This window comes from Wolbachia endosymbiont (group A) of Sturmia bella, assembly GCF_964030905.1.
Taxonomy (GTDB): Bacteria; Pseudomonadota; Alphaproteobacteria; order Rickettsiales; family Anaplasmataceae; genus Wolbachia; species Wolbachia pipientis.
The window spans coordinates 136,761-160,690 of the sequence record NZ_OZ034988.1 but is presented as its reverse complement, the minus strand read 5'-3'; the positions used below and the strand labels follow the sequence as shown (position 1 = coordinate 160,690).

At 34.5% G+C, this 23,930-nt stretch carries 19 protein-coding genes and 1 pseudogene; 6 read left to right on the top strand and 14 right to left on the bottom strand.

Going from position 1 to position 23,930, the window contains the following annotated elements; genetic code table 11:
- Positions 1 to 58: 58 nt before the first annotated feature.
- A complete protein-coding gene (gene hslU, locus ACQH3L_RS00820; RefSeq protein ID WP_264705848.1) occupies positions 59 to 1,549 on the bottom strand; it encodes an ATP-dependent protease ATPase subunit HslU in 1,491 nt (496 codons plus the stop codon).
- A gap of 1 nt (position 1,550) precedes the next feature.
- Entirely contained in the window at positions 1,551 to 2,105 is a 555-nt protein-coding gene (gene hslV / locus ACQH3L_RS00815; protein WP_006280198.1) for an ATP-dependent protease subunit HslV, read from the bottom strand.
- Between the two features lie 115 nt (positions 2,106 to 2,220).
- Between hslV and gshA the strand changes: the two genes are divergently transcribed.
- Entirely contained in the window at positions 2,221 to 3,381 is a 1,161-nt protein-coding gene (gene gshA / locus ACQH3L_RS00810) for a glutamate--cysteine ligase (protein WP_010963085.1), read from the top strand.
- A 3-nt stretch (positions 3,382 to 3,384) separates the two neighbouring features.
- On the opposite strand, the gene ACQH3L_RS00805 is transcribed toward gshA, so the two are convergent.
- The 3 genes from ACQH3L_RS00805 to ACQH3L_RS00795 form a co-directional block, all read right to left on the bottom strand.
- Positions 3,385 to 4,182 carry a hypothetical protein gene (locus tag ACQH3L_RS00805; RefSeq protein WP_425384853.1) on the bottom strand — a complete coding sequence of 266 codons (798 nt, stop codon included), beginning with the start codon at positions 4,180 to 4,182 and terminating at the stop codon, positions 3,385 to 3,387.
- Between the two features lie 70 nt (positions 4,183 to 4,252).
- Positions 4,253 to 5,200: a ferrochelatase gene (gene hemH, locus ACQH3L_RS00800; protein ID WP_010082099.1), complete on the bottom strand. Its 948-nt coding sequence runs from the start codon at positions 5,198 to 5,200 to the stop codon at positions 4,253 to 4,255.
- Positions 5,201 to 6,022, bottom strand: coding sequence for a hypothetical protein (locus ACQH3L_RS00795; RefSeq protein ID WP_425384852.1), 822 nt, complete (start codon positions 6,020 to 6,022; stop codon positions 5,201 to 5,203). It lies immediately after the preceding gene.
- 113 nt (positions 6,023 to 6,135) lie between these two features.
- Between ACQH3L_RS00795 and ndk the strand changes: the two genes are divergently transcribed.
- From ndk to ACQH3L_RS00780, 3 genes are all read left to right on the top strand, one after another.
- Positions 6,136 to 6,555 (top strand): nucleoside-diphosphate kinase, encoded by a 420-nt coding sequence (ndk, locus tag ACQH3L_RS00790; protein WP_010082097.1) that lies wholly within the window; start codon positions 6,136 to 6,138, stop codon positions 6,553 to 6,555.
- A gap of 1,433 nt (positions 6,556 to 7,988) precedes the next feature.
- Complete coding sequence (recR, locus tag ACQH3L_RS00785; RefSeq protein WP_010963080.1) at positions 7,989 to 8,594, top strand: recombination mediator RecR; 606 nt, start codon at positions 7,989 to 7,991, stop codon at positions 8,592 to 8,594.
- A gap of 3 nt (positions 8,595 to 8,597) precedes the next feature.
- Complete coding sequence (locus tag ACQH3L_RS00780) at positions 8,598 to 9,818, top strand: KAP family P-loop NTPase fold protein (protein WP_425384851.1); 1,221 nt, start codon at positions 8,598 to 8,600, stop codon at positions 9,816 to 9,818.
- A gap of 45 nt (positions 9,819 to 9,863) precedes the next feature.
- Here ACQH3L_RS00780 and ACQH3L_RS00775 read toward each other — a convergent pair whose 3' ends face one another.
- Positions 9,864 to 10,688 carry a hypothetical protein gene (locus tag ACQH3L_RS00775; protein WP_425384850.1) on the bottom strand — a complete coding sequence of 275 codons (825 nt, stop codon included), beginning with the start codon at positions 10,686 to 10,688 and terminating at the stop codon, positions 9,864 to 9,866.
- Positions 10,689 to 10,757: 69 nt separating this feature from the next.
- The gene (locus tag ACQH3L_RS00770) at positions 10,758 to 12,122 is read right to left on the bottom strand and encodes a pyruvate dehydrogenase complex dihydrolipoamide acetyltransferase (RefSeq protein WP_425384849.1); all 1,365 of its coding nucleotides are present in this window, start codon (positions 12,120 to 12,122) and stop codon (positions 10,758 to 10,760) included.
- A 70-nt stretch (positions 12,123 to 12,192) separates the two neighbouring features.
- On the opposite strand from ACQH3L_RS00770, the gene ACQH3L_RS00765 reads away from it, so the two are divergent.
- A complete protein-coding gene (locus ACQH3L_RS00765; protein ID WP_007551030.1) occupies positions 12,193 to 12,684 on the top strand; it encodes an SH3 domain-containing protein in 492 nt (163 codons plus the stop codon).
- Here ACQH3L_RS00765 and ACQH3L_RS00760 read toward each other — a convergent pair.
- From ACQH3L_RS00760 to ACQH3L_RS00730, 7 genes and pseudogenes are all read right to left on the bottom strand, one after another.
- The gene (locus ACQH3L_RS00760; RefSeq protein ID WP_010082090.1) at positions 12,681 to 13,166 is read right to left on the bottom strand and encodes a WBM0748 family T4SS-associated protein; all 486 of its coding nucleotides are present in this window, start codon (positions 13,164 to 13,166) and stop codon (positions 12,681 to 12,683) included. The two genes, ACQH3L_RS00765 and ACQH3L_RS00760, sit on opposite strands and share 4 nt — an antisense overlap.
- A gap of 120 nt (positions 13,167 to 13,286) precedes the next feature.
- Positions 13,287 to 16,147 (bottom strand): annotated as a pseudogene (locus ACQH3L_RS00755) (hypothetical protein).
- On the bottom strand, positions 16,128 to 18,482 hold the full coding sequence (locus ACQH3L_RS00750; RefSeq protein WP_425384848.1) for a type VI secretion protein: 2,355 nt from the start codon (positions 18,480 to 18,482) through the stop codon (positions 16,128 to 16,130). The pseudogene ACQH3L_RS00755 and the gene ACQH3L_RS00750 overlap by 20 nt, the downstream one beginning before the upstream one ends.
- Positions 18,483 to 18,526: 44 nt before the next feature.
- A complete protein-coding gene (locus ACQH3L_RS00745; protein WP_022626145.1) occupies positions 18,527 to 18,901 on the bottom strand; it encodes a hypothetical protein in 375 nt (124 codons plus the stop codon).
- A gap of 101 nt (positions 18,902 to 19,002) precedes the next feature.
- Positions 19,003 to 20,220 carry a hypothetical protein gene (locus ACQH3L_RS00740; RefSeq protein WP_425384847.1) on the bottom strand — a complete coding sequence of 406 codons (1,218 nt, stop codon included), beginning with the start codon at positions 20,218 to 20,220 and terminating at the stop codon, positions 19,003 to 19,005.
- Between the two features lie 146 nt (positions 20,221 to 20,366).
- Positions 20,367 to 21,371: an NAD(P)H-dependent flavin oxidoreductase gene (locus tag ACQH3L_RS00735; protein WP_425384846.1), complete on the bottom strand. Its 1,005-nt coding sequence runs from the start codon at positions 21,369 to 21,371 to the stop codon at positions 20,367 to 20,369.
- Between the two features lie 5 nt (positions 21,372 to 21,376).
- Positions 21,377 to 21,898: a cytochrome b gene (locus tag ACQH3L_RS00730; protein ID WP_425384845.1), complete on the bottom strand. Its 522-nt coding sequence runs from the start codon at positions 21,896 to 21,898 to the stop codon at positions 21,377 to 21,379.
- Positions 21,899 to 22,723: 825 nt separating this feature from the next.
- Here ACQH3L_RS00730 and ACQH3L_RS00725 point away from each other — a divergent pair.
- Positions 22,724 to 23,920, top strand: a complete 1,197-nt coding sequence (locus ACQH3L_RS00725; RefSeq protein ID WP_425384844.1) for a phosphoglycerate kinase — start codon at positions 22,724 to 22,726, stop codon at positions 23,918 to 23,920.
- Positions 23,921 to 23,930: the final 10 nt, after the last annotated feature.

The window sequence follows — 23,930 nt, the reverse complement described above, 5'->3', positions numbered from 1 at the left end:
CTACTGGCTAATCTTCTGAACACTCTCTATACTACTTAAAGTAGGCTTTTCGTTTTTCCTAAAGTATAAACTTAGATAAATCAAGCTGCTTCGAAATTGACTCAAGTTTATCTTTTACATACTTGCTGTCTATAATGAATTTTTCGCTATTTTTCTCAGAAGCAATGAAACTTATTTCATCTAAAAGCTTCTCCATGACAGTGTGAAGCCTTCTTGCGCCTATATTTTCCACTTGCCTATTAACTGTAAACGCTATTTCAGCTATAGTTTTTATACCATCATCAGTGAACTCAAGTGTCACATTTTCTGTTTTCATTAAAGCTATGTACTGCTTTAACAAACTAGATTCTGGTTCCTTTAATATTCTTATTAAATCCTCTTGAGTAAGTGCCTTAAGTTCTACCCTGATCGGTAATCTGCCCTGCAATTCCGGTAAGAGGTCAGATGGTTTAGACTGATGAAAAGCACCAGATGCAATAAATAATATATAGTCTGTTTTTACATGGCCATACTTAGTTGTAACAGTTGTTCCTTCAAGTAATGGTAACAGATCGCGTTGCACTCCTTCTCTGTTTACTTCACCTTTTACTTCTGTACGCGCTGCAATTTTGTCTATTTCATCCAAAAATACTATACCGTCATTACTAACAAGATCAATGGCTTCTTTGATTATCTTATCTTCATCCATTAGCCTTTCACTTTCTTCATTAATTAATATTTCACGCGCTTCTTTTACCTTCACCGTAATAGTTTTTGTTTTTTTGCTCCCGTTAAACATCTTGCCCATTATTTCTGTTACATTCATCACACCAACTTGCCCACCTGGCATGCCTGGTATATCGAAAGTAGGTAACATACTCTTGCTCTCTCTGACGTTAATAGAAACTTCTCCGTCCTCAAACTCTTTATTCCTCAACCTTTCTCTAAAATTTTTTTTACTCTCTTCGGTTGCATTTTCGCCTACCATAGAGTTTACTATTGTTTTCTCAGCTAAAATTAAAGCCTTTTTAGCTAAGGCTTTACGGGCTTTCTCTTTAACTAAAACTATTGCTGCATCAACTAAATCGCGTATTATCGAATCAACGTCACGTCCAACGTACCCTATTTCAGTAAACTTCGTTGCCTCAATTTTTATGAACGGTGCACCGGCAAGTTTTGCTAAGCGACGAGCTATTTCAGTTTTACCAACCCCTGTATGACCGATCATCAATATATTCTTAGGTATGATTTCATCACGCAATGGAAATGGAACCTGATTGCGACGCCAACGATTTCTGAGCGCAATAGCAACAGCACGCTTTGCATCATCCTGTCCGATTATGAATCTGTCCAATTCTTTAACTATCTTCTGTGGTGGCAGGTCATCTAACAAAACTTGAGTGCTGTCATTAACTTGAACATCGCTGTCATTTGAATCAAAACCACTCTTAGTATCTTTATAGAGGTTATCTTTTTCATCGTAGGTGTCGCTACTACAAGACCGCCCTTCTGAAAGGGTTATGGGCTGATTGGAAAAATTGGTGCATAAAGTTTTTTGCTTGGAAGACATATCACTCCTCTATCTTTTCAATAACTACATTATGATTTGTATAAACACATATATCGCCAGCTATCTTCATAGCCTTTTTCGCAATTTCCTCTATTGATATTCCTTTAATGTCAATTAAAGCTCTTGCTGCAGATAGAGCAAAATTTCCCCCAGAGCCAATAGCTGCGACTCCATCTTCAGGTTCAAGAACATCACCTGTTCCCGTAATTACTAATGAAATAGATTTATCTGCAACGATCATCATAGCTTCTAATTTCCTCAGATATTTATCCATTCTCCAGTCTTTTGCAAGTTCAACACATGCTCTCATTAATTGCCCTGGGTGCTTGTCAAGTTTAGATTCTAATCTTTCAAAAAGAGTAAATGCGTCGGCTGTTGCCCCGGCAAATCCAGCAATTACGGAATCACCAGAAAGACGCCTAACTTTTTTTGCTCCAGATTTTATAACAGTGTGGCCCAGTGAAACTTGTCCGTCACCTATTACTACTACACTTTTATCTTTTCTAATTGATAATATAGTAGTGCCATACATTTTATTGTTATCGTGTTGAATCATTTTTCTATCACTTTAAATAAGAATCTCATTATACTTTAATCTTTAGTCAAATTTACTAAATATGTTCAACTATAGCTTATAATATAATACCTTCCTTATAACATTTAAAGTGCAGATGCAAAACATAATTCACCCAGATTTGGAAAAAAGTATAAATAATTGGTTCGAAGCAAAATTTAATGGCCTTACATCGCCATTTTATAGCTCTATAGATCTTAGAAACTCTGGCTATAAAATCGTTCCAGTAGACGCTAATTTATTTCCTGCGGGGTTCAATAACTTAAGTGAAGAATCAAGAACGATGGCAGCAAGATTGATAAAAAGCTATTTTAAAAGACATCAATACAAAAAGGTTCTTATAATACCGGAAAATTATACACGCAATAAAATGTATATAGAAAACGTATTTGTTATAGAGAAAATACTACAACTCGCAGGTTTTGAGACTAGAATTGGCCTTTTATATAATGAAGTATACAATTTAATAGAACAGTATGAAACTGTTGTGAAAGAAAACTCTCTGCTAAAGACAACTTCAGGATTTGTGCCTGATGTTATTATACTGAACCGTGATATGACGAGCCACATTCCAGACACGCTGAAAGACGTAAAGCAAGATATAGTACCAAGCCCACTATACGGTTGGCATAGCAGGCAGAAATTTAAGTATTTTGAAATCTATCAAGAATTAGCATCTGAGTTTTGTGGCAAATTTAAAATAGACCCATGGCTAATTTCTGTGCTTACAGAGAGCTGTGATGGAGTTGATTTTGATGATGATTTGTCACTAGGAGCAGTAGCAACTAAAGTTGACCAAATATTATCTCTAGTGCAAAAAAAATACGAAGAATATAAAATAAAAACACAACCTTACGTTTTTATCAAAGCAAGCAATGGCACATATGGGATGGGCATTATAACAGCAACAAGTGGAGAGGAAATATTAAACCTCAATAAAAAAAAGCGTCATAAAATGAAAAAGATAAAAGAAGGAATAGCAATCAATAGCGTTATTATACAAGAAGGTGTACCAACCATTGACATGTTTAAAAGCAGTTCTGCAGAACCGCTAATATACTATATAGGAGATACTTCAACATGTTACTTATACCGATGTAATAGCAGAAAAGATGTATATTCTAGCTTGAATGCCACTGACTGTGAGTTTCATGATGTTAGCCAGGTTGTAGAAGGTAAAATTCTATCACTTTGGAGTATTGTTAGCAAATTAGCAGTACTAGCGTTGGCAGTAGAAATAAAATCTTTTCATCCCTAATTCTTATACCTCTACAGTGCTGTCATTAGAATGACCGTTTATATTATGAACATCATCAAGTTCAGTGGAAGGATCATCATTGACAGGTTGATTAAACAACTTATCAAGTTGAACTGCAAGAAATACTGCACTATATATTATGCTGACTGTTACGCTTAAGTTGAAATTATAGATTATACCACTACCCAAGTTTATTGGTATAGTTGGAGTTTCTATCCTTCTTAATATGAAGTTTAATAAACCTAACGACAAAGTTAATGTGCTGATAATAAGGTCCTTCTTACACTTAGCAGACTTTTCAGGATCCTTATTATCCAGATATTTCTTGCATGTATAATAATAGCTTATAGGTTCTGAAATGAACAAAAATAGGATCGTTGATGTTGAACTAATATAACTTGTTACATCTGCATTACCTCTAGCCAAAAAATGGATGACTTTCAACATCATCAATTCTTCTATGTTGCTGCTTGCAAGATTAGCCGATTTACCCACAATTTTTGCCAGCTCTTTTTTACTCTCAGGGTTTCTGTAATCCTTAATTAGATCCTGTAGAGTAAATGCAGAATGGGCAATGTATAGAATAGATGTCGGAAACTTTACTAGTCGAGCAACATTCCGTATAAGAAAGATATTGGATCTATTATTGTCAATGAACTCGCAGCAAAATTGCAGTGAAATCTTACACAATAGGGCTGTTAAACCTGTTGTGATGCAGATTACCTTCCTGAAATCATGATCATAAATATCATGCACCCTTTGTGCGAGTATGTTAGATTTCTTTTTTAGCTTGTTTGGCATGAAATAGTTAATAACTTCCTGTTATTCTATCACATAAAATCCTAAAAGAAAAGCCCTATGAATCAGGACTTTAAGGGAGATTTATGCACAAATCGGCTAAGCATTTTATAAACAAGGGATCGGTACTGAGAGTTGGCACACGAAAGTAATATCCATCCTTGATAATTGCTTTATATTCTATATCAAGTTCAACTAGAGTTTCTGAATGCTCAGAAACAAAAGATATAGGTGATAGAACTACAGGTACACCATCAGCTTTTGCGCGTAATAGCTCACTTTCAGTGCTTGGCTCTAGCCATTTTACAGGACCAATCTTACTCTGATAACATATTGACCAATCTAAGTTATTGATAGCTAACTTTTCTACTATTAACTCTACGCTTCTTTCTACCTGTGAAGCGTAAGGGTCGCCCTTTTTAATGATACTAAGAGGTAAGCTATGGGCTGAAAATAGGACTCTTGGTTTACCGATTTTTCTAGCCAATTTATAGTACTTAGCTATCAGATTAGTGTGAGCTTCAATAAAATCTTGGTTATCATAATAACGGTGAATCATTTTTGTATTGCATTTTAGGCCATACCGTTTAGCATTTTTTTGCCAATTCTCGATGGATGACAGAGTTGTGGTAGTTGAATATTGTGGATACAGTGGCAGCAGAATTACTTCGTCAGGATCAAACTGTTTTACACTTTCAATAACTTCGTCAGCAAATGGACGCCAATAGCGCATGCAGATGAATACCTTGTGTACATGGTTTCTATTTTCGTTTAATTTTAGTTCTGAAGCATTAGCTTGCATTTTTGTATTCTCTAGAATTGGCGATTTACCTCCAATTTCCTCGTATATTTTTCGTGCAGTATTTTCTCGTTTCGCAGATATAAACTTTGCTAAAAGAAACCGAAAGGGATTCGGTAGATTGATTATTCTCCTGTCATAAAAAAGGTTGAATAAAAAAGGACGGACCGCATTTAGTGAATCAGGCCCGCCAAGATTAAATAAGATAACTGCCTTTTTCACCTACGCACTACTACAACAAGTTACTTCTGGGGTGCCTATAAAATTAGCTACACACTCATCAAATTTAGTTATAGGCACTAAATTTCTTACACTGGCATACAATAAGTGGCCTGATCTCTTCAGGTTACTCTTGGTGGATGTGAAGTGCCAATCGAAAAATGTATCGACAAAAAGACTTGGTACCGTTTCAAGAAGTTCAACAGCAGCTAAAGATAGCATTATACAACTTTGCAGGACATTCAGAAGAACCTTGAGGGGAAAAAGTAAAACTTTAACGAAAAGAGAGGTGCTACTTGTTTCATCCAGTAGTCGCCCTGAGTTAGGCGAATTATACTCGGTGTGTTTTCTATTTTGATCAAAGATAGGAAATTTTATAGTATCTTTCTTAAATTCCGCGTCTATTTCTTTTCTACTATGGTTAGTGATTTTTTCCATTAACTTCTCACGCAGATGAAAAGTTCTGACAATAAAACATGTGGCAATCATTAAGGAAGCACATAAAAGTGCGCATTGCATGAGGCTCATACTGCCTAGCATAGCTGGCAGTGCAAAACAAACAAGCGGTGCTATGATTGTCATTTCAAGAAATGGAATAGTGTTTCTTTTCATTGCAAAGGCAGCACCTTCTTTTAATTTTGTATTATGATGTGAACTATATTCCAAATAACTTAAAAATGCCAGACTAAAAGTCAAAAACCCTTTTGTTCCACAAAAAAGTGATGACTTAAAGTTACTTACTAATTTTTTAGTAGTAGATTTAGCTTGTTTTTTAGTGGTAGGCTCAGCTTGTTTAGTAGTGTTATTTTTACAACATTCACCCATACAATACCTCCTTGATGGTTTATTCTTAACTATAAATAAAAAACTGCTTTTATCAAATCAAAATTTACAATAAAATAAATCCATAAATATACTATTTTATATAAGGAAATAATATGGCAATTGAGAGAACACTTTCGATATTAAAACCTGATGCAGTAAAAAATAATATTACAGGCAATATAAATTCCTACATCGAACAATCTGGGCTGAAAATCACAGCACAAAAAATGATGTTACTAACAAAAAAACAAGCAGAGCTGTTTTATGAAATTCATAAAGATAGGCCTTTTTTTGGGGAATTAGTAGAGTTTATGACCTCTGGTTCTGTGGTAGTTCAAGTTTTAGTTGGTGAAAATGCAGTAAGTAAATACAGACAAATCATGGGAGCTACCGATCCAAAGCAGGCAGATAAAGGCACAATCAGGGGTGATTTTGCTGATGATATTAGTGAAAATAGAGTTCACGGCTCAGATAGTCTAGAAAATGCTCGTAAGGAGATAGCTTTCTTTTTTGCTGAATGTGAGTTGGTGTAGTCAACTCAGATTGGCGTCATCCAAGTAGCTGACAACATAGAAACGAAAAAACTTCCTTGACAAACCTCGCCAGCCCCCTTATCATGAAACTGAAGCTATTGTATTTGCTTTCGCCAATCTGCAGATTAAAAGGTAAGGATTACTTAATGTATCGGCGTCTTATGTTCAATTTTTTGCAGTATATAGATACTGCATGTCTTTACAAAACTTCATCTACATCTAGATTTTTATCTAAATAAGCTGAACGCGCTTATAAAGCGTTACAAGACATCAAAAAATGCCAATACTCGACAGAGATAGTAAAAGACTAGCTAACTCGGGGATTCTTTGTCTTTTTTTCTGCTTAGTAAATTTCTTAAACATTTGCAGCGTAAGTTAGTTGCAATTAAAAGCGGCTGAATCTCGCTTGTCAAGCGTTTAAAACATAAAAAACGCCAATATTTTAAAGCGGATAATAACCCCAGGGCTTCTTTTGCCTTTTTTTTCATTTGGTAAATTTCTTAATATTTATAGCTAAAGTAATTTAAAAGTCCGTGAAGGGTGTCATGCCAGTGCTTGACACTGGCATCCAGTTTTCCATATAATCTCATCAAAAATGTTTATTTTCTAGCTACTTTTATACTTATCAACCCAGTATGCTTACTTACAATTAAAATTTCTGGATCCCAGTGTCTGGGCACTGGGATGACAGCTAGCCTGACAACCGTCATCCCGCTACGTGTTAGCGGCTAAGAGATACCGCGAATGAATCGCGGTATGACGGTTCGCGGCAGTATGAGGTAGAGCTCACGTTAGCTATACTTTTATGCTTACAAACTTAATAAAATTCCTGGATCCCAGTGGGCTTTGTTGCATCGCTACTTATGAAAGGCTAACTATAATTAGGATTATAAGCAACTTATTGAAAATCTTGTTTTTTTTGCAATCAATCTGATCAAATTTAAGAATAGTAACTTGTTATTTATATTAATAAATTTAATTCTATTGAAAATAGCTAAAGCATTGAAATTCTTGAATTTTAGCCGGATTAGTGAGTGGTAGTGAAATTTCTTTTACTCAAATTTAGGTATTCACTGACCGTTCTTGTTATAAATACCAGAATAATAAGCTACTGATATTCTCCACCTTTTTTATCTTTAATCCATCATAGCTAGCGATGCAACAAAGCCATCCCAGTGTCTGGACACTGGGATGACAAAAAAGGAGGCACTAGGATGACAAAGGAGAGCTACTCGGATGATACCTTTTTTCTACTTAGTTTGGATTATGCAAGAAGTCTATTATAATCAGGCTTTAAGTGTGCGGAAGTAATTTTTTGCGTTAGAGTAAAAAATTTTTTCTATAGCTAATCAAAGTGGGATCAAGAGAAACTTACCACTTTCTTTACAAAGGGTTTGATGTTACCATTTGACTGCCTATTCTGAATTTATTGAATGAACGTTAACATAAAGAATCTAGTTCATGCTTTCTCTAAATTGCCAAGTTTAGGGCCATCATCATCACGCAGGTTAGTTATACATTTACTCCAAAACAAAGAAAAAGTTATGCTACCACTTGCATCTTTGATTAAAGAGCTAGCAGATCTTATAATAGAGTGTGAAGTTTGCGGAAATCTAGATACTAAGTCACCTTGTTCTATTTGTACTAACCCAAAACGTGACACTAAGTTACTGTGTGTAGTAGAAGAATTAGGTGATCTATGGGCGTTTGAAAAAGGAAATATATATTCAGGTTTATACCATGTTTTGGGTGGCAGATTGTCTGCAATAAATGGCATAGGTCCAAAAGAACTCAACCTTGACACTATTCTGAAAAGAGTGACAGAGTCTAAAATTGAAGAGATAATTATCGCAATTAATCCGACATTAGAGGGCCAAGTTACTGCACAATATATAATTGAATTGCTAAAAAATTTGGATGTGAAAATATCACGCCTTGCTTGCGGCATACCAATGGGCGGAGAAATTGACTATCTTGATGAAGGAACGCTGAGGATAGCACTTACTTCAAGACAAGAATATGAGTTAAATATAAAATAAGACATGTGCTTAAAAAAACTTATATCGCTAATAACATTCAAAAAGAAAAAAATAGTGCCACCACTTAAAGTGGTGGCTTGGGAAAATAACCACCTAAACTATAAGCAATTTTCAGGTAAATTCAACACTATAATTAAAACAATTGATCAGTCTTTTACAATAATATCTTTGGAAGGATATGATGGATGGGGCAAGACGTTTTTTTTGAAAGAATGGGTAAAAGAGTTAAAACAGCAAAATGAAATTGCAGCTTATTATAGTGCATGGGATATCAATGCATTGGACCAACCACTGCCTTCTTTTTTAAATTTCCTATTTGAAGATTTATTTGTATCGTATAAAGTAAAAAGAAGTGTTATACAACAGTTCAAGAACATAAACCAAGAGCTATTTTCTCTAAACACACTAGGAAAGCTGATCAGTAAATCTCCACTTGCTATGCTTTCAGTATTTCTTGATGCTGCAAAAGAGGCTGATAAAAAAGACATAGGTTTTGTCTTGAGTGAATTAAGTCTTCTCCAAAGAAGAAAAGAGAGTACTAGAGATTTTAAAACACAGTTAGCGGATGTGGTTAATAAAATCAGAAAAGACAAAAACATTTATATAATGGTGGATAATCTTGATGTGTGCCGTCCTAAATTCGTTGTCGATTTTTTGGAATCTATAAAGTATATGCTTGATGTGGAGGGGCTGGTTTTCATTATTTCTGTAAGTAAAGATAAGAGTAATGTACAAAGAGCAATCAGCACAATACTTGGACCAAATTTTGACCTAAAATCTTTTACTGATCTCTCTTTACATTTGCCAAAACAACCGATAGAAAAATTTACAAAAGAACTATTTGAAAATATTAAATTACCGAAAAAGTCAAAAAATTTGATTGTAGATAGTTTTATATTTTATGCAGAAAGCCTGTCACTATCGTTAAAAACAATAGAATACTGCGTAAAAAAAATAAAGCTGTGTCTTCTGAATCACACAAGAGAAGAATTACCTGATCCGAATTTGTTTTCATTTTTGGTAATACTGCAATCGATAAATATTGATATATATGAGGAATTAGGTTTTTCATATCAAAGAGCATTGGAAAAAATTGAAAATAAATATAAATCTTTAGTTCTAAATGGTCAAGAAGAATGGGAAAAACTTAAAACCTCTCTAGAAACTGCTTTTGCAGAGAGGGAGTCAAAAATTAACAAAGCTATAAAGGATATACTATTTTGAAAAGATACCCTACCTTTACATATACAAAGATAGGGTAACATTTGATTAACGCCCTTTTACTATGTCATTACCTTGTTCAAACTTTCTGATTAATTCGCTTACATTGACATTAGATAATTTTTTACCTGCAGATTTGTCATTATGTGAAGCATCAGGTTTACGAAGGTCTTCCTTACTGTTACTCCTAGTAATATTACATCTAACAATGTTTGAATTATTAGACTTATCGCTTACATCTGAAATATTGCTTTTTTCACTACATGAAGACGAATTACTCGACATATTGCCTAAGCTAAAGAGCTTTTTACCTTGATAGATTGGATTCCAATCAAGTGGATTATAAGTTTTTTTGCTAGTCTCAACCTTTTGGTTATTTTGCTGTTTAGGAGAAAAACCAAGTTTTTCTCTTTCTTTCTTGCTTAGCGTTTTGAGAAATTTTACGGTTTCTAATTCATCAGTTGCTTGTACTTTATGTAAATCAAAGCTTTTTTGATGGTTATCCTGCTTAACATTTTCCATCATTTTATCTTTTATTGTTCTATCCTCATCATCAGAAGTGCTGCTACTAATACCACTGATACCACTATCCCCTGAATTGCGGCGTTGTTTGTTAGGAGTGCTATGAATGTTGTCTTCCATGAGTTTTTGCATTGTTGGGCCAAATGTTCTTCCAAGATTGCTACTCACTGTTTTATTACTATCATTTGCTTGAGAATGAGGTACATTTCGCTCAAAAATTGCTTTTATTCCAGCAAATTTAGCTTGGGAAGATTTCGGAGGAACAGGTGGGGCAACCATGCCTTTTGAGTTAATCTTTCCTTCATTTTGAGGAAAAATTTTTGGATTATTTTTTTCTACTGTAGTATTCATTTTTTTACCTCTAAACCTATTAACTAATAAAAGTATAAACTTAGAGGTATTAATTTTGTAATAACAATGCTAATAGATTACCGCAGTTTCAATAAGCATCACCAGAGGATTCTCTATATAATGCTTAAAGGCATTTAAAAACTTTGCTCCGAGTGCCCCATCAACTGCTCTATGGTCAACAGAGAGCGTTACTGTCATTATTTCTGCTATTTCTATTTTCTCATTCATAACAATTGGTTGTTTTTTAGATGCACCAACTGCCATAATGCAAGATTGCGGCGGATTGATTATAGCACTGAAGGCTTTTATACCAAACATCCCTAAGTTGGAGATAGTAAACCCTCCTCCTTGAAACTCTTCAGGTTTCAATTTTCCAGATCTTGCTCTGCTTACTAAATCTTTCACTTCTTTTGATATAGATAAAATACCCTTTTTATCAGCATTTTTTACTATAGGAGTAATTAGCCCATCTTCAAGTGCCACAGCGATTGAAATATCTATATTTGAATATCTCAGTATTTTATTATCTATCCACGAAGAATTTATATCAGGAAATTTTTTCATGCTGAAAGCTGCAGCTTTTATGATTAGATCATTAATTGTTACTTTATTGTTTTCATCTGCTGAGTTAATCTCGTTTTTTAACGATATTAACTTATCAACCTGGCAGTCTACAGTTAAATAAAAATGTGGAACATTCTGTTTTGATTCAGTCAGGCGCTGTGCTATCACTTGGCGCATGTTGCTTACTTCAACTATGGTATCTTTCTCAGGACTTTCAGTATGTATACCACTGCCTAAAAACTCCAACACATCAGCCTTAATTATGCGACCATATGGTCCTGTACCTTTTAATTGCTGCACATTAACCCCTTCATTTTGAGCTATTTTCTTAGCTAATGGGCTTATTTTTGTTCTACCTTCTGCATAACCCTCTGTCATCTGAGTAGCTGACACTGGGATCCATTCTTCTTTTCTAGATCCCAGTGTCAAGCACTGGGATGACATTGAGGGGTTGGATTCCAGCGTCACGCGCTGGAATGACACCGAAGAATGACTTATTGGCTTTCCGTTTAAATCTTGGTGTTCTGATTTTTGATTATCAACAGCACTTTTTGTCACTTCCTTTTTAACTGCACTATTGATGGAAGTTGAAGTATAGTTGTTAAGTGCACTTTCATCTTCTCCTTCTTCCAGCATTAAAGCTATTGGTTGATTTACAGGCACGCCACTTGTTCCTTCTGTTACTAAAATTTTTGCTAAAACTCCTTCATCTATAGATTCAAACTCCATTATGGCTTTATCAGTCTCTATCTCAGCAATTACGTCGCCTACTTCAACTTTGTCTTGTTCTTTTTTATGCCACTTTACAATTTTTCCTCCAGTTTTGCTCATTGTTGGTGAAAGAGCAGGTATTAATATTTCTATAGGCATTGATTTTGCATTTAAAGATCTATTCAATTTTTAATTTACTCTTTATCTTATGTCAACCTAATCGTGAATTATGATGAATAAGTCTGTTACACTATCCCTCACGTTATCCCAGTGCGTGACACTGGGATCTTGGTTCAGTACTATTATCCTATTGTTTTTATTATTTAGCCATAGCTTGTTTGCTAACAACTTTGTTTCAACCAAATCAAATAAGATCAACATGAGAACGGGGCCAGGGTTTCACTATCCTGTAAAATGGATATACACTTGCAAAAATCTGCCCCTGAAAGTGATAGAAGAGTTTGAGAGTTGGAAAAAGGTCTGCGATATAGATGAAGACTGCGGATGGATAAAAGGCAATCTTCTTAGTGATAAGCGCTACGCGATTGTAAAAGAAGATACTTATGGATATCAAAAACAGAGTGTAGACAGCAAGATTACTATGAAAATAGACAAGTTTGTTGTGATGAAGATAGAAAAATGCAACGAAGAATGGTGCTTTCTTTCCACCCCAAAACGCAAAGCATGGGTACAAAAAAAACATATATATGGGGTTGATTAGGTTGACAAAAGATCTGAATTAACACTAGTTTCTGGGCCTTCTGTAGCATGCTCTTCAGATGAAGCAGAGGGTTCTTGAGGCTCTGGAGACTGTACAGGGCTATCACAGAAACTCCTTAACATCTCCTCAGCGGATGAATCTAAAATTTGTACAATAGACTTTTCACTCTGCTCTTTTAGCGATTGATCCACTCTAGAAATCAACTCAGAAAACTCGCTACCTGATTTTTCAGCTTCACTTTTTATTTTACTTTCTATGCTTGCAATATTACCTTGGTCAATTTCTTCTTTTGTTATGTTGAATGACTTTGCAACATCTTGATATCCAATCTTGCAATTTCCACAACCAATTATGCAAAAAGTAATAGAATCAGATATTTCGCTTGCAGCCCAATTATGTATAGTGTAAGCCAAATAATTGTCATGGTATTTAATGCTAAATTGTTGTTCTATTAACTCAGAAATTTTATTCTTTAGAGACATAAAGCACCCTCCTACATTCGTTATACCTTTTTGTTAAGATACAGCAATTACACCATTTACTACATGCTTTACTTTAATTAATTATTAAAACAAGAGCATCATTTCCAAAGCTATATCTTTTTACCTTGATAATTCTTTTTTGACTTCCTCTTTAATTATCCCTCTTATATTCACGTTAAGATCCCCTACCCAAAAATCAGTCATAGTTTCAAGATCGTATAGATCCTCTATTACTTTTTTAATAGCAGCATTTATTTCTTCTTCGTCAAATTCCTTTATAATAGGTCTAATCTTCACATACCCTGGAGAGCCTTTACCATAAATTCCTTTGCTTTTATTAATGCAGCCACCTGCACCAGATCTACTGCTTCTCAAACCACTTCCACACTCTACTGTTTCATACTTGATTTCACCATTTTCTATATATGCTATTTGATTGTCTTGTGTAGACTCCAGTTTATCTGCCTTTACAATTTTCTCCTCTAGCTTTAAATCTTGCTTATGAATTACTGTTTCCTCATAACCCTTACCACCGTATGTTCTATACTCACCTCCACCTGCAACAGTAATCAGTTGCTGGCAATGTTGCTTCTGCGAATTGCACATTTCTATGAAAACAGGTCCCCGTCCTTATCTGAGAAGTTACTTTCCTGGTTACCCCCTCCCTCTGTGACTTGCACCTTAATTATAGGATAATTAGGATCGATTTTCAGTTTAGCTTTAATATAATCTCCTGGCATCCCTACTCTGCTTTCAGTAGAATGGCATTTTTGATTGTCACAGCCACTACCTTGTATATGACCTGCTTCACCACTTCCCCACGCTTCTATTTTAATACGATCAAATTTTATTGATAAGTCATCTGTATAAACATCTTTATTTTTATGATCATAGGATTTTTCATTATTTTTTTCAAGATCTGGTTTCTTATTTTTCAGATGTTCCTTGATTATCTCTTTTAATTTTTCTTTTAATTTCTTTTTGAGACCTTCTAAATCGAACCTACACAATTTATCAGCGTAAAAAACCTCTGTTCTGTTTGCTTTAATCAGTTGATCTTTTAATTGTGTACACTTTCGTACTTCATTTTTTTCATCTCTTAATACTTTACCATCCTTATCTTTACAATCCACTTCCTCATACCTTAAGTAGAATGGCTTATCATCTTCATTTTTATTCAAATATTGTTTTGAACGGCTACACTTTCCATCAAAGCAGATGCAACCATCATCACCTTGCTCACATCCTTCTTTATGCTCTACATCCGTCAATTTGTATACTACTTTCAGTCCTTCACCAGATTTTAATTTTTCGTCTATTTTGCTATCTTTCTTCACACAATAACTGCATTCTTCCTTCTTCTGCTCATTTTCATCAGGGAAGAAACCATACTCTTGCTTATTAAATATTATTTTATCCAACCTCTCTTGAGTTTCTTTCAAAGGGTAAACTATTTCCTTGCTTGGAAGATAATAGAACTGATTTGATTCCTTGGAGTAAACAGCATTGTATTTAGTATATCTTGTTCCCATTAATTTTAGTGGTATTATTTTATTTTCTCTTTTAAGAACAAACTCCTCTGGTTCTGGCTGCCATCCAGAAAGACAAAGCATTTTACTGTTAGAATTTCCTTTATACTTTACTTCTATTTCCGGCTGCCCAGAGTTATTAAATTCACATTGAATAGATTTGTCTTTTAACTTTTTCTCAAAATCATTAAAACTATAAAAACTTCCGCCTTTAGAACATTTAATTTGCACATCAGGAACATAGCCATATTCTTTCAGAACTTTAAATTGTTGCGGATTACTTTCTAATATACCTTCTATAATATTATCAATATTACTATCAGTTGTTTTTGCTACTATTGCTGGTTTTACTACTTTTAAAGATAGGGGGCCAATGTTTATAGGATGGTTGAGGTCAGTATTAACATTAAAAGTACAGGAACCATTACTATAGGTTCCATGTGCTTTAGCACAAGTGCTCTCACTCATCTTCATTTCTACTTTCAATGTATTTGCATTTACTATCTCCACTATCTCAGGTTCTGGAGCAGGTGGTGCAGGAAAACAGCGGATGAACTGTGGATTGTTTTCATCTATACTTTGAGTTCCAAGGTATTCAGCGCAGAGCTTATCTTTTTCTCTATAAGTTTTGAAGTAGTACGTGATGCCATCTTTGTCTAAAATAGAGCGCCACTCAGCTTTATTTTCTCCATACCCTTTAGGGAAATCTAATTTTTCTCCAATCTCTCCGTCTCTTCCTTTCAGATCACCAATGATTACCTTAACCTTAGGATTAAAGTAATCATTGTCTTTATCTGTTATAGGAACAATTCTAACTTGTGGAAGCGACATTGCAAGTTGTTCACAAAATGGAGGGGGGCCAGGTGCAAGTGGAACAGGAGCACATTTTACTGCCGTTTGGTAGCAGGTATCACAGACTTTTTCCATCTCCCCAGGACGGAAAATATTCTCACCCGAAAATACTCTAGAACCCCATGAAGAAATTCCTGACATACAAGCCACTTTTTGACTGCAAGCACATATTTTAGGAGAGTTAGCGAATCTTCTTTTTTCCTCATCAGTAACACCGTCTGCCCATTCCCATTTAAGACCCCGAGCAATTTCTCCTCCAGCTTTTGTTTTATCTCCTTCCCAGTCGATAAAAGCTGCAGCAGAAACTCCAGCTCCTGTACCTTGCGTTCCATATATCTGGCGGCAGGATTCCCCACTTTGTAAGTCATAACAATAACTTTGTCCATCATAAGCACATACTCTAATTTTGGGATTAAAGTAACCATCAACTCCTTGATCTTTTATTGCTTGCACCTTAATTTCCTTTACCAAATCTCCACCAACTATTGCTTCCCACCAAGTATTACTTTCTACAAATGTTGGACAATCAGCATATCCTTGATACGAAAGACCAAGTATCAAAAAAAATATCAATAAGAAATTAAGCCTTACACTTCTCATAAAATACCGGTAACCACTCATTAACTTCTTCTCCTTTTTCTTTTATTGCCTCATACATATACTTTATAGTCTCTTTGTTAGCTGAAAGTACATGTATTTCTTGCATATCCTTCAAATCCAGATTTAAGGTTACTAATCCTTTGTACTGTTTTATCAAAAATAAACCTTCCTGTGTTGGCGTCTGCAGAATTATATTCAGCTCCTCTTTCGATAGAGAAAATGCCTTCATGTATAATCTATTTGCATTGACGTTCGGCATCAAGATTCTTGTATCAACATGTTTATCTAAATATTGAGTAAATTTGCTAGCAAATGCGAGATTTAAATTCTCAGTACTTAGGATTACTACAACATTTAGTTCCGTCATTCTTTGCATCCAGTTATCAAACTCTTTCTCTGTAGGAAAAATATTACTTATCTCCCATGCTTCATCCAAAACAAGTATTGCAGGCGAGCCATCACATTTTGCCTCAAAAGAATATAAAAAATAGTAAAGTATCACGGACATACATTCCTTTTGTTTTGTAAGGTTTGCGGTGTTGAGAGATATAATTTTTGTTTCCCAGTCAATATCTGATTCATCACCATCTTGAAATAAGTAAGCAAAGTCACCATCGTCACACCATCTACTTATCTTACCCCCAAGGAGCAAGAGCACCTCAGAAATTTGTGAAATAGAACGTGATTCCTTGGGTATAGCAAATATAGAATCCACAATTTTTCTTATCTTTTCTTCTACGTCCACCAAGCTCGTATCGGCTACCATTCTTCTGATCAGTTCAACCAACATATTGCGATTGGAAGCACTATCTTCAATGTTTAGTGGATTAAATTTTAGGCTTTTGTCCTTATATTTTGGATCGATTATGTAATATTTACCACTCACTGCTTTAGTAAAAATTATTGATTTTCCAGTGTTATCCAATATGACAATTCTTGGGTTAAACTTTCTTGATTCTGATAATAGAAAATTAATGAGTGAAGTTCTGCCTGAATTTGGAGCTCCGAGTATCGTAGTATGGCCATTATTTCTTTTTCCATGAAAATTAAAGAAGTAAGGATTTCCTTTTTTTGAAAAAAAAATCATTACCGCTTCTTTCCACCTTCTTCCTTTTAATGTACCTGACGTAAAATCGTGCAGAATAGCAAAGCTGCAAGCGTATTTTGTCAAGATATTTTTCGGTTGCGTAATAAAAGCAAAATTGCCTGGAAGTTGTGCCCAAAAATGACTTTCCATATGTAAATCAGTTCTAAACATCATGAAGCCAACTAATGACATTATAGAAGATAAATCACTAATACTTTCAGCTAACTTATTCCTATCATCTGCAAATATTGTAAAAATAATTTTCTGTTGGCAGAAGTCTATACTAGAGGTCTTTTCAAGCTCTATTATTTCTTCAATTCCTGAGCTTTTAAGTAAGGTATTATCCTCACTAATTTGCAGCATGTTGATTTGTTTTTTAAATTCTTTTATTGCTTTGTTATTACTAGTAAATATCATTATTTCTGTAATGATAAATTCAGATTCAAGCTGCAAGCATCTATCTATATTACCTAAAGAGATTTCCCGGTATTCTTTTATGCTGAAAATAGAGCCAAATTTCTGTTGATTTTCAAATATTGTTTGAAACGTATTGAAACCAAAAGCTATTTTAAAATTTCTAATATATTGCGACAGGTCCCTTTCATGTATTGGATAATCTTTGTGCGTTAATGTAACAATATAGTGGAGAAATTCTATCATTTCAGAATATATTTTACCTTCACTAAACCTTAGACTCAGTTTTTTAGCTCCAAAAGGTCCTAAATCATTTTGAATTACGTCAGTTATCTTTTGCAACTCCTGATGGCTTTCTTGTAAAGACAACTTATGCTTATTCTTTATTCTATTGAAAAAAAACGAATTATTAGTATGCTTGCCAAAATCGCTAAACAATATTACAATGTATAGTTCATTTATATACTGTAATTTACTATCAGTTAGTTTATTAAACCACGTTGAATGTAGGTTGTCAGAGAAGTCTTCAGTTTTATTCCATTTCAAGCTCAGTTTATTGCGCTTTCTAACGGTATGAATCCAAACGGTAAAACACAGGCTATTAATATTTTTTGATATGCTTTTTCTAATTTCAGTTCTGAGGTCGCTGTAGTTATCAACAGAAGAATAATCTTCTAACTTGATTATTTTTAACAATTCTCCCTGTTTTGTTAGTATGGTTTCTTCATCGTAATGACAAGCATAAGGAACAAAATCTAAATCAATGCTTTCTAGTAATGCTAAGTTGTTCTTTTTTTTAAGCTTAGAGTTAACTGTTGGTACTTTTAACTGCATATGCGTATTCAATAAAGATAATTAAAAAAGATAAAAATACTATCTTAATTTTTATCTTTTTTTTCGCTATCGGATTGTAATTTTATATCTTTTGCAAAGTTAAATTTTTCTTTTAAGTAGTCTGTTGCCTTTTCTGTACTACCGAACATCAGGACCAATACACCAAACATTATCATAAAAAAGATTAGACCTCTGAACACTACTGCAAGTATCACTGCAGCTATACACAACCCTATGATTGTTGAAGGACTCATATTTTCTACAGTATCTTTAACTGAAAATGAAGAAATAAAATTTTTTACCGTTTCTTGTATACCCTTTAATTCATCACTCGCCGAACTTGCTTCGCTAGAATATGATGCAAAAATGAAACTTAATAAGGCTATAAAAACCAAAACTTTATTCAATTGAATGCGCATCAACTAAATACCTTTTAAACATTTCTTAAATATAACAACTTTTATATCAATAGGCAAGAACTGAATTCACTTATCCACTACAAGTAACACATATTTAATTTTTACAGACGTGAACATGCTGTAAGCTCTTTATCATCAACAAGAGGACTCACATTAATGGATGTTAATTTACTTGATAGGAAGTTTGAATGCAATTCAGCTACTGCTGCTATAGCAAACACTGCAGCCATAGCAAGTAGTCCTGCTCCTATCAATCCTGATGTCATTGCTCCTGCAACAATGCACCCTATTGTGGAGAGAGCACAACCTGCTACAAGTGCAACGTGAAGATTTCTGTTATTGGGTTGGTTTTTAAGTAGGATATCTTTCTTAACTTGATCTGGATTTGCTTGACCATCTGAGTTTTCATTTTCTTGCATTTTTGGCTCTTTTTTTACAGTCTGCTCTGGCTGCACTTGAGTCTCGTTTTCTTTTGGGGATTCCAAATTTGATTCTAATAACTCAGTTTTTTCTCCACCCTCTGGTTGTAAGCCATTATCTCCTTCAACAGAGCTCAATGTTGAGTTTAAACTTTCCTCAGATGAAGTGCTTGTTACTAAAGTTAAACTGCTCCTTCTGCTACTTACTGGTGATTTCAAACTTTCTTTACTCGTTCTAGGTGAGTCTATTCCACTATCTGAGTCATTGCCACTACTGAGTTTAGAAGTTTTCTTCTCCTCTATTTCTTTCACAACCTTGCTATATTTTTCAAACACTTCCTCTGCAACATCTGAATTACTAAGTATTTTATTATCACCACTTTTTTTCTCAGCTACATTCAAGGGTATTTCTTGTGTGTTGTTTTGCTCTTCAATATGTTTTAGCTGCATTTGATCTTCAATATTTTCTTCAACAGCATTTGGTATTGAGCTTACACTGCTGCTCCTGTTAGTAATATCCAAAATTGTTTTTACTATTTTTCCTCTTATTGTTTGTGGTCTTTGTGATTGTTCTCTTTCATTGTTAAATACTGTAGGTACAGCTAGTTCTTCTGATTTTATTACTTCATCTTTCAATGCAGGAAGAAAGTTTTCGATATAATACTTATAATGTTTTTGATATTCCTCTTGTTTTTCTGGTGATTTTTCTAATTGTTCTCTCAGCGATTTTTCTAATTCAGTTAATACCTCAGGACTAGCTCCTTCCTTGAACAACTCTATGCATTTTTTGATAGTTCCATCTCCCTTTTGTGTGCTTCCATATTTATGATTTTCTTTTGTTACCTTTTTGTATATAGTGTCGTGCAATTGTTGGTTAATATCTTTTTTAGAACTTAGCATAGACTCCTCCATACATAACAAAATGTATAGATACCTCTTTAGCGTTAATTTTACATTAAAACTGGGCAATTATGCCATATTATAAATAATTGCGGCAACTTGCTTATTGGAAGGTCGCTTAACTATTTGCTTTCTGGGCTTTCTACTTATACAGATTTGCTATTAATATGATTCTTTGCTTGTTGAACTAACATATCCACTACTTCTTTTACAGGCTTTTCCTTATCAACCATGCCAACACTTTGGCCAGCCATTAAAGATCCCGTTTCAACATCTCCATCAATTACTGCTCTTCTTAAAGCTCCAGCCCAGAATTTTTCTATTTCAAGCTGCCCATCTTCTTTTGAGATCTGTCCCTTTTGGTATTCATCAATAACTTCTTTTTGACGTTTCATAAAGTCATCGCTTGCTTTGTTGGCTATAGCTCTTACTGGAATTACAGGAAAATCAGCACTTATCTGTACAGAAGGTATTGCATTACGTGCGGCCGATTTAATAAACACTTCCTTAAAATTTTTGTGGGCAATTGACTCATTAGTGCAGACAAATAATGTACCTATTTGACAGCCACTTGCTCCCATTTCCAGGTAATTAACTATCATTTCACCTCTTCCTATTCCACCTGCAACAAACACTGGTATTTGTTCATTTTTAAAATGAGGCAATATCTCTTGTGCAAGAACAGAAGTGCTAACTGGACCTATATGCCCACCTGCTTCCATTCCTTCTATTATTAATGCATCTACTCCCATTTTTACTAACCTTTTCGCAAGGCTTAATGCTGGTGCAAAGCACATAACTTTAATGCCTGCACCCTTGATTTTTTCTATATTAGGCTTTGTTGGCAGTCCACCGGCAAGCACTATATGGCTCACTTTCGTTTCAATACACACATCTATCAACTCACTCAACTTTGGGTGCATAGTAATTAGATTTACACCAAATGGCTTGTTAGTTAATTGCTGCGTCTCTATGATTTCTTTTTTTAGCAAGTCTGGAAACATTGCACCACATGCAATCACACCAAAACCACCAGCGTTTGAGATTGCTGAGACCAAGTTTCTCTCTGAAACCCAGCTCATAGCACCACCCATTATAGCAAACTCACTGCTAAGAAAATCTGTTCCTTTTTTCCAGAGGCTACTTAACATATAACCTATATCATACGTTTAAAAATGTTTTGTTTATCTATAAATGTGTGTTTTAAGGAGCCAAGTATATGTAAGATTATAAAGAGTACCATAAAATATGCAAGCATCGAATGTAGCTCGTTAGCCGTGTTAGCTAGATCTTTGTTTTGATTAATCAACAAAGGGATATGAAAAAAATATTTGATCTGTTTGCCAGAAGCAGAAGACATGACATAGCCAGATAGTGGCATTAGCACCATCAAAGAATATAAACCAAAGTGTACTGCTTTACTTATATTGATTACAAACCGAGAAAAATTTGCTGGAAGTGGTGGAACATAAGTAAAGACGCGAAAAAATATGCGTACTATGATTAATCCAAGAATAGTGATACCGCAAGCCTTATGAATAGCGTATATGTTGAACTTAACTTCATTGCTAAGTGGCAGGCTTTTCATATAAAGTCCAGAACAAAGCATACCGATAATAAAAACAGCCATCAACCAATGGATAACTCTTAAACCTAGGCTATATTTATCGTCTTCCATTTTGATTACCCTAAAGTAGCATTTATATAATAGAAAAACTATTTTTCAATCAAAATCATTAAAGCAATTTAGATTTACCGACAATGTAGCTATACAAATTCGACCCAGCCGGAAGTCAAGGGCACCTAAATCAAGAAACGGATTAAACGAAAAACTTACTTGACAAACTCCGCCAGCCTCCTTATCATGAAACTGAAGCTATTTATTTATCTTCTCTGTACAGATTAAATGACAAAAAAACTCAACGTATCTGGCCTCTCATGTTTAATTTTTTGCACTATGTGCACTCTATGTCTTTATCAAATTTCTAGGTTTTTACCTATACAAGCTGAAATACGCTTATAAAGCATTTAAAACATCAAAAAACGCCAACTTAAAAAATGGATAGTGAATAATTAGCTACCCTAGGGTTTCTTTTGCCTTTTTTTCTGTTTAGTAAATTTCTTAAATATTTATGACTAAAGGTTAGTTGCATTAAAAAGCAGCTAAATCGCGGTTATTAAGCGTTTAGAATAAAAAAACGCCATACTTGAAAGTATAATGTAAGTAATTAGCCAACCACGGGGCTTCTTTTGCCTTTTTTTCTGTTTAGTAAATTTCTTAAATATTTATGGCTAAACGACAATCGTCATCCCTGTAAAGGTCAAGTATCCCGCTACGTGTTAGCGGCTAAGAGATACCCGGCGGTATGACGGTTCGTGATGGCATGACGATAAGGTTCCAGTGTCAAGCGTTTGGCATGCAAATTTCCTTAAACGTTCGTAAGCTTAAAACTTTACTTTAGATCAAACTGCTGTATAGTGACTTTATAGCTTCAATTTTGTAATGAATATACCTAGTATAGAAAATTGTGATCTTCACAATAAAACCGTCTTACTCAGAGTTGACTTCAATGTTCCTATAAAATATGGAGAAATTCGTGACGTCACTCGTATTTTGAGAGCATTGCCTACTATTCAGTATTTAGTGAATGCGAGTGCAAAGATTATTATTATATCACATTTTGGACGCCCAAAGGCCAGAGACAATAATCTGTCGCTAAAAAATGTAATTGACACTTTATCGCAGTTACTAAATAAAAAAGTGAAATTCATTGACGATTGCTTTGGTGAAAAAGTACAAAGAGCAGTAAGTGTTATGGATGCAGGAGATATAATATTACTAGAGAATCTAAGATTTTATAAAGAGGAAGAGCAAAGTGACTCAAATTTTGCCAAACAACTAGCATCTCTAGCGGATATATATGTAAATGATGCATTTTCTTGCTCTCACAGAGCTCACGCTTCTATTTCACGCATTACAGAATTTTTACCCTCTTATGCAGGGTTTTGCTTGCAAGATGAGCTAAAGTATCTTGAAAAAGCTGTATCGTTTAAAGCTAAACCTATTACTGCGATAGTTGGGGGAGCTAAAATATCAACTAAAATAAAAGTGCTTATGAAGCTAACAGAAAAGGTTAATTACCTAGTTCTAGGTGGTGCAATAGCCAATAATTTTTTGTCATTTAGCAAAGTAAATATAGGGAAATCTTTCTTTCAAAATGGTGTTGACGACCTTCTGCATAATATTCTTGAAACAGCAAATAAAAACAATTGCAAAATAGTTGTGCCAGAAGACGTTCTGGTTGCAGTAAACTCTGATTACAGCACTAGTATTTCAAGAAGAACTGAGTCCATTTTGGACGGTGATATAATTTTGGATATCGGACCACAAACTTTGAGTACAATAAGCAGTATAATAGCAAGCAGTAAGACTCTGCTGTGGAATGGACCTATTGGTGTTTTTGAACATTCAGCTTTTGCAAGCGGTACAATAGGGGTAATGAAAATCGTAAGTGACTTAACGCACAAAGGAAAGTTAACCAGCATAATAGGGGGAGGCGATAGTCTATCTGCAATAAGCGCTGCAGGCCTTGCCGATAAGGATTTTACATATGTTTCCACTGGTGGAGGAGCATTTTTAGATTGGTTAAGTGGCGATGAAATGCCGGGAGTTGCTGCTCTGCAAAAACGATTAGATTAAAACTTTTTTA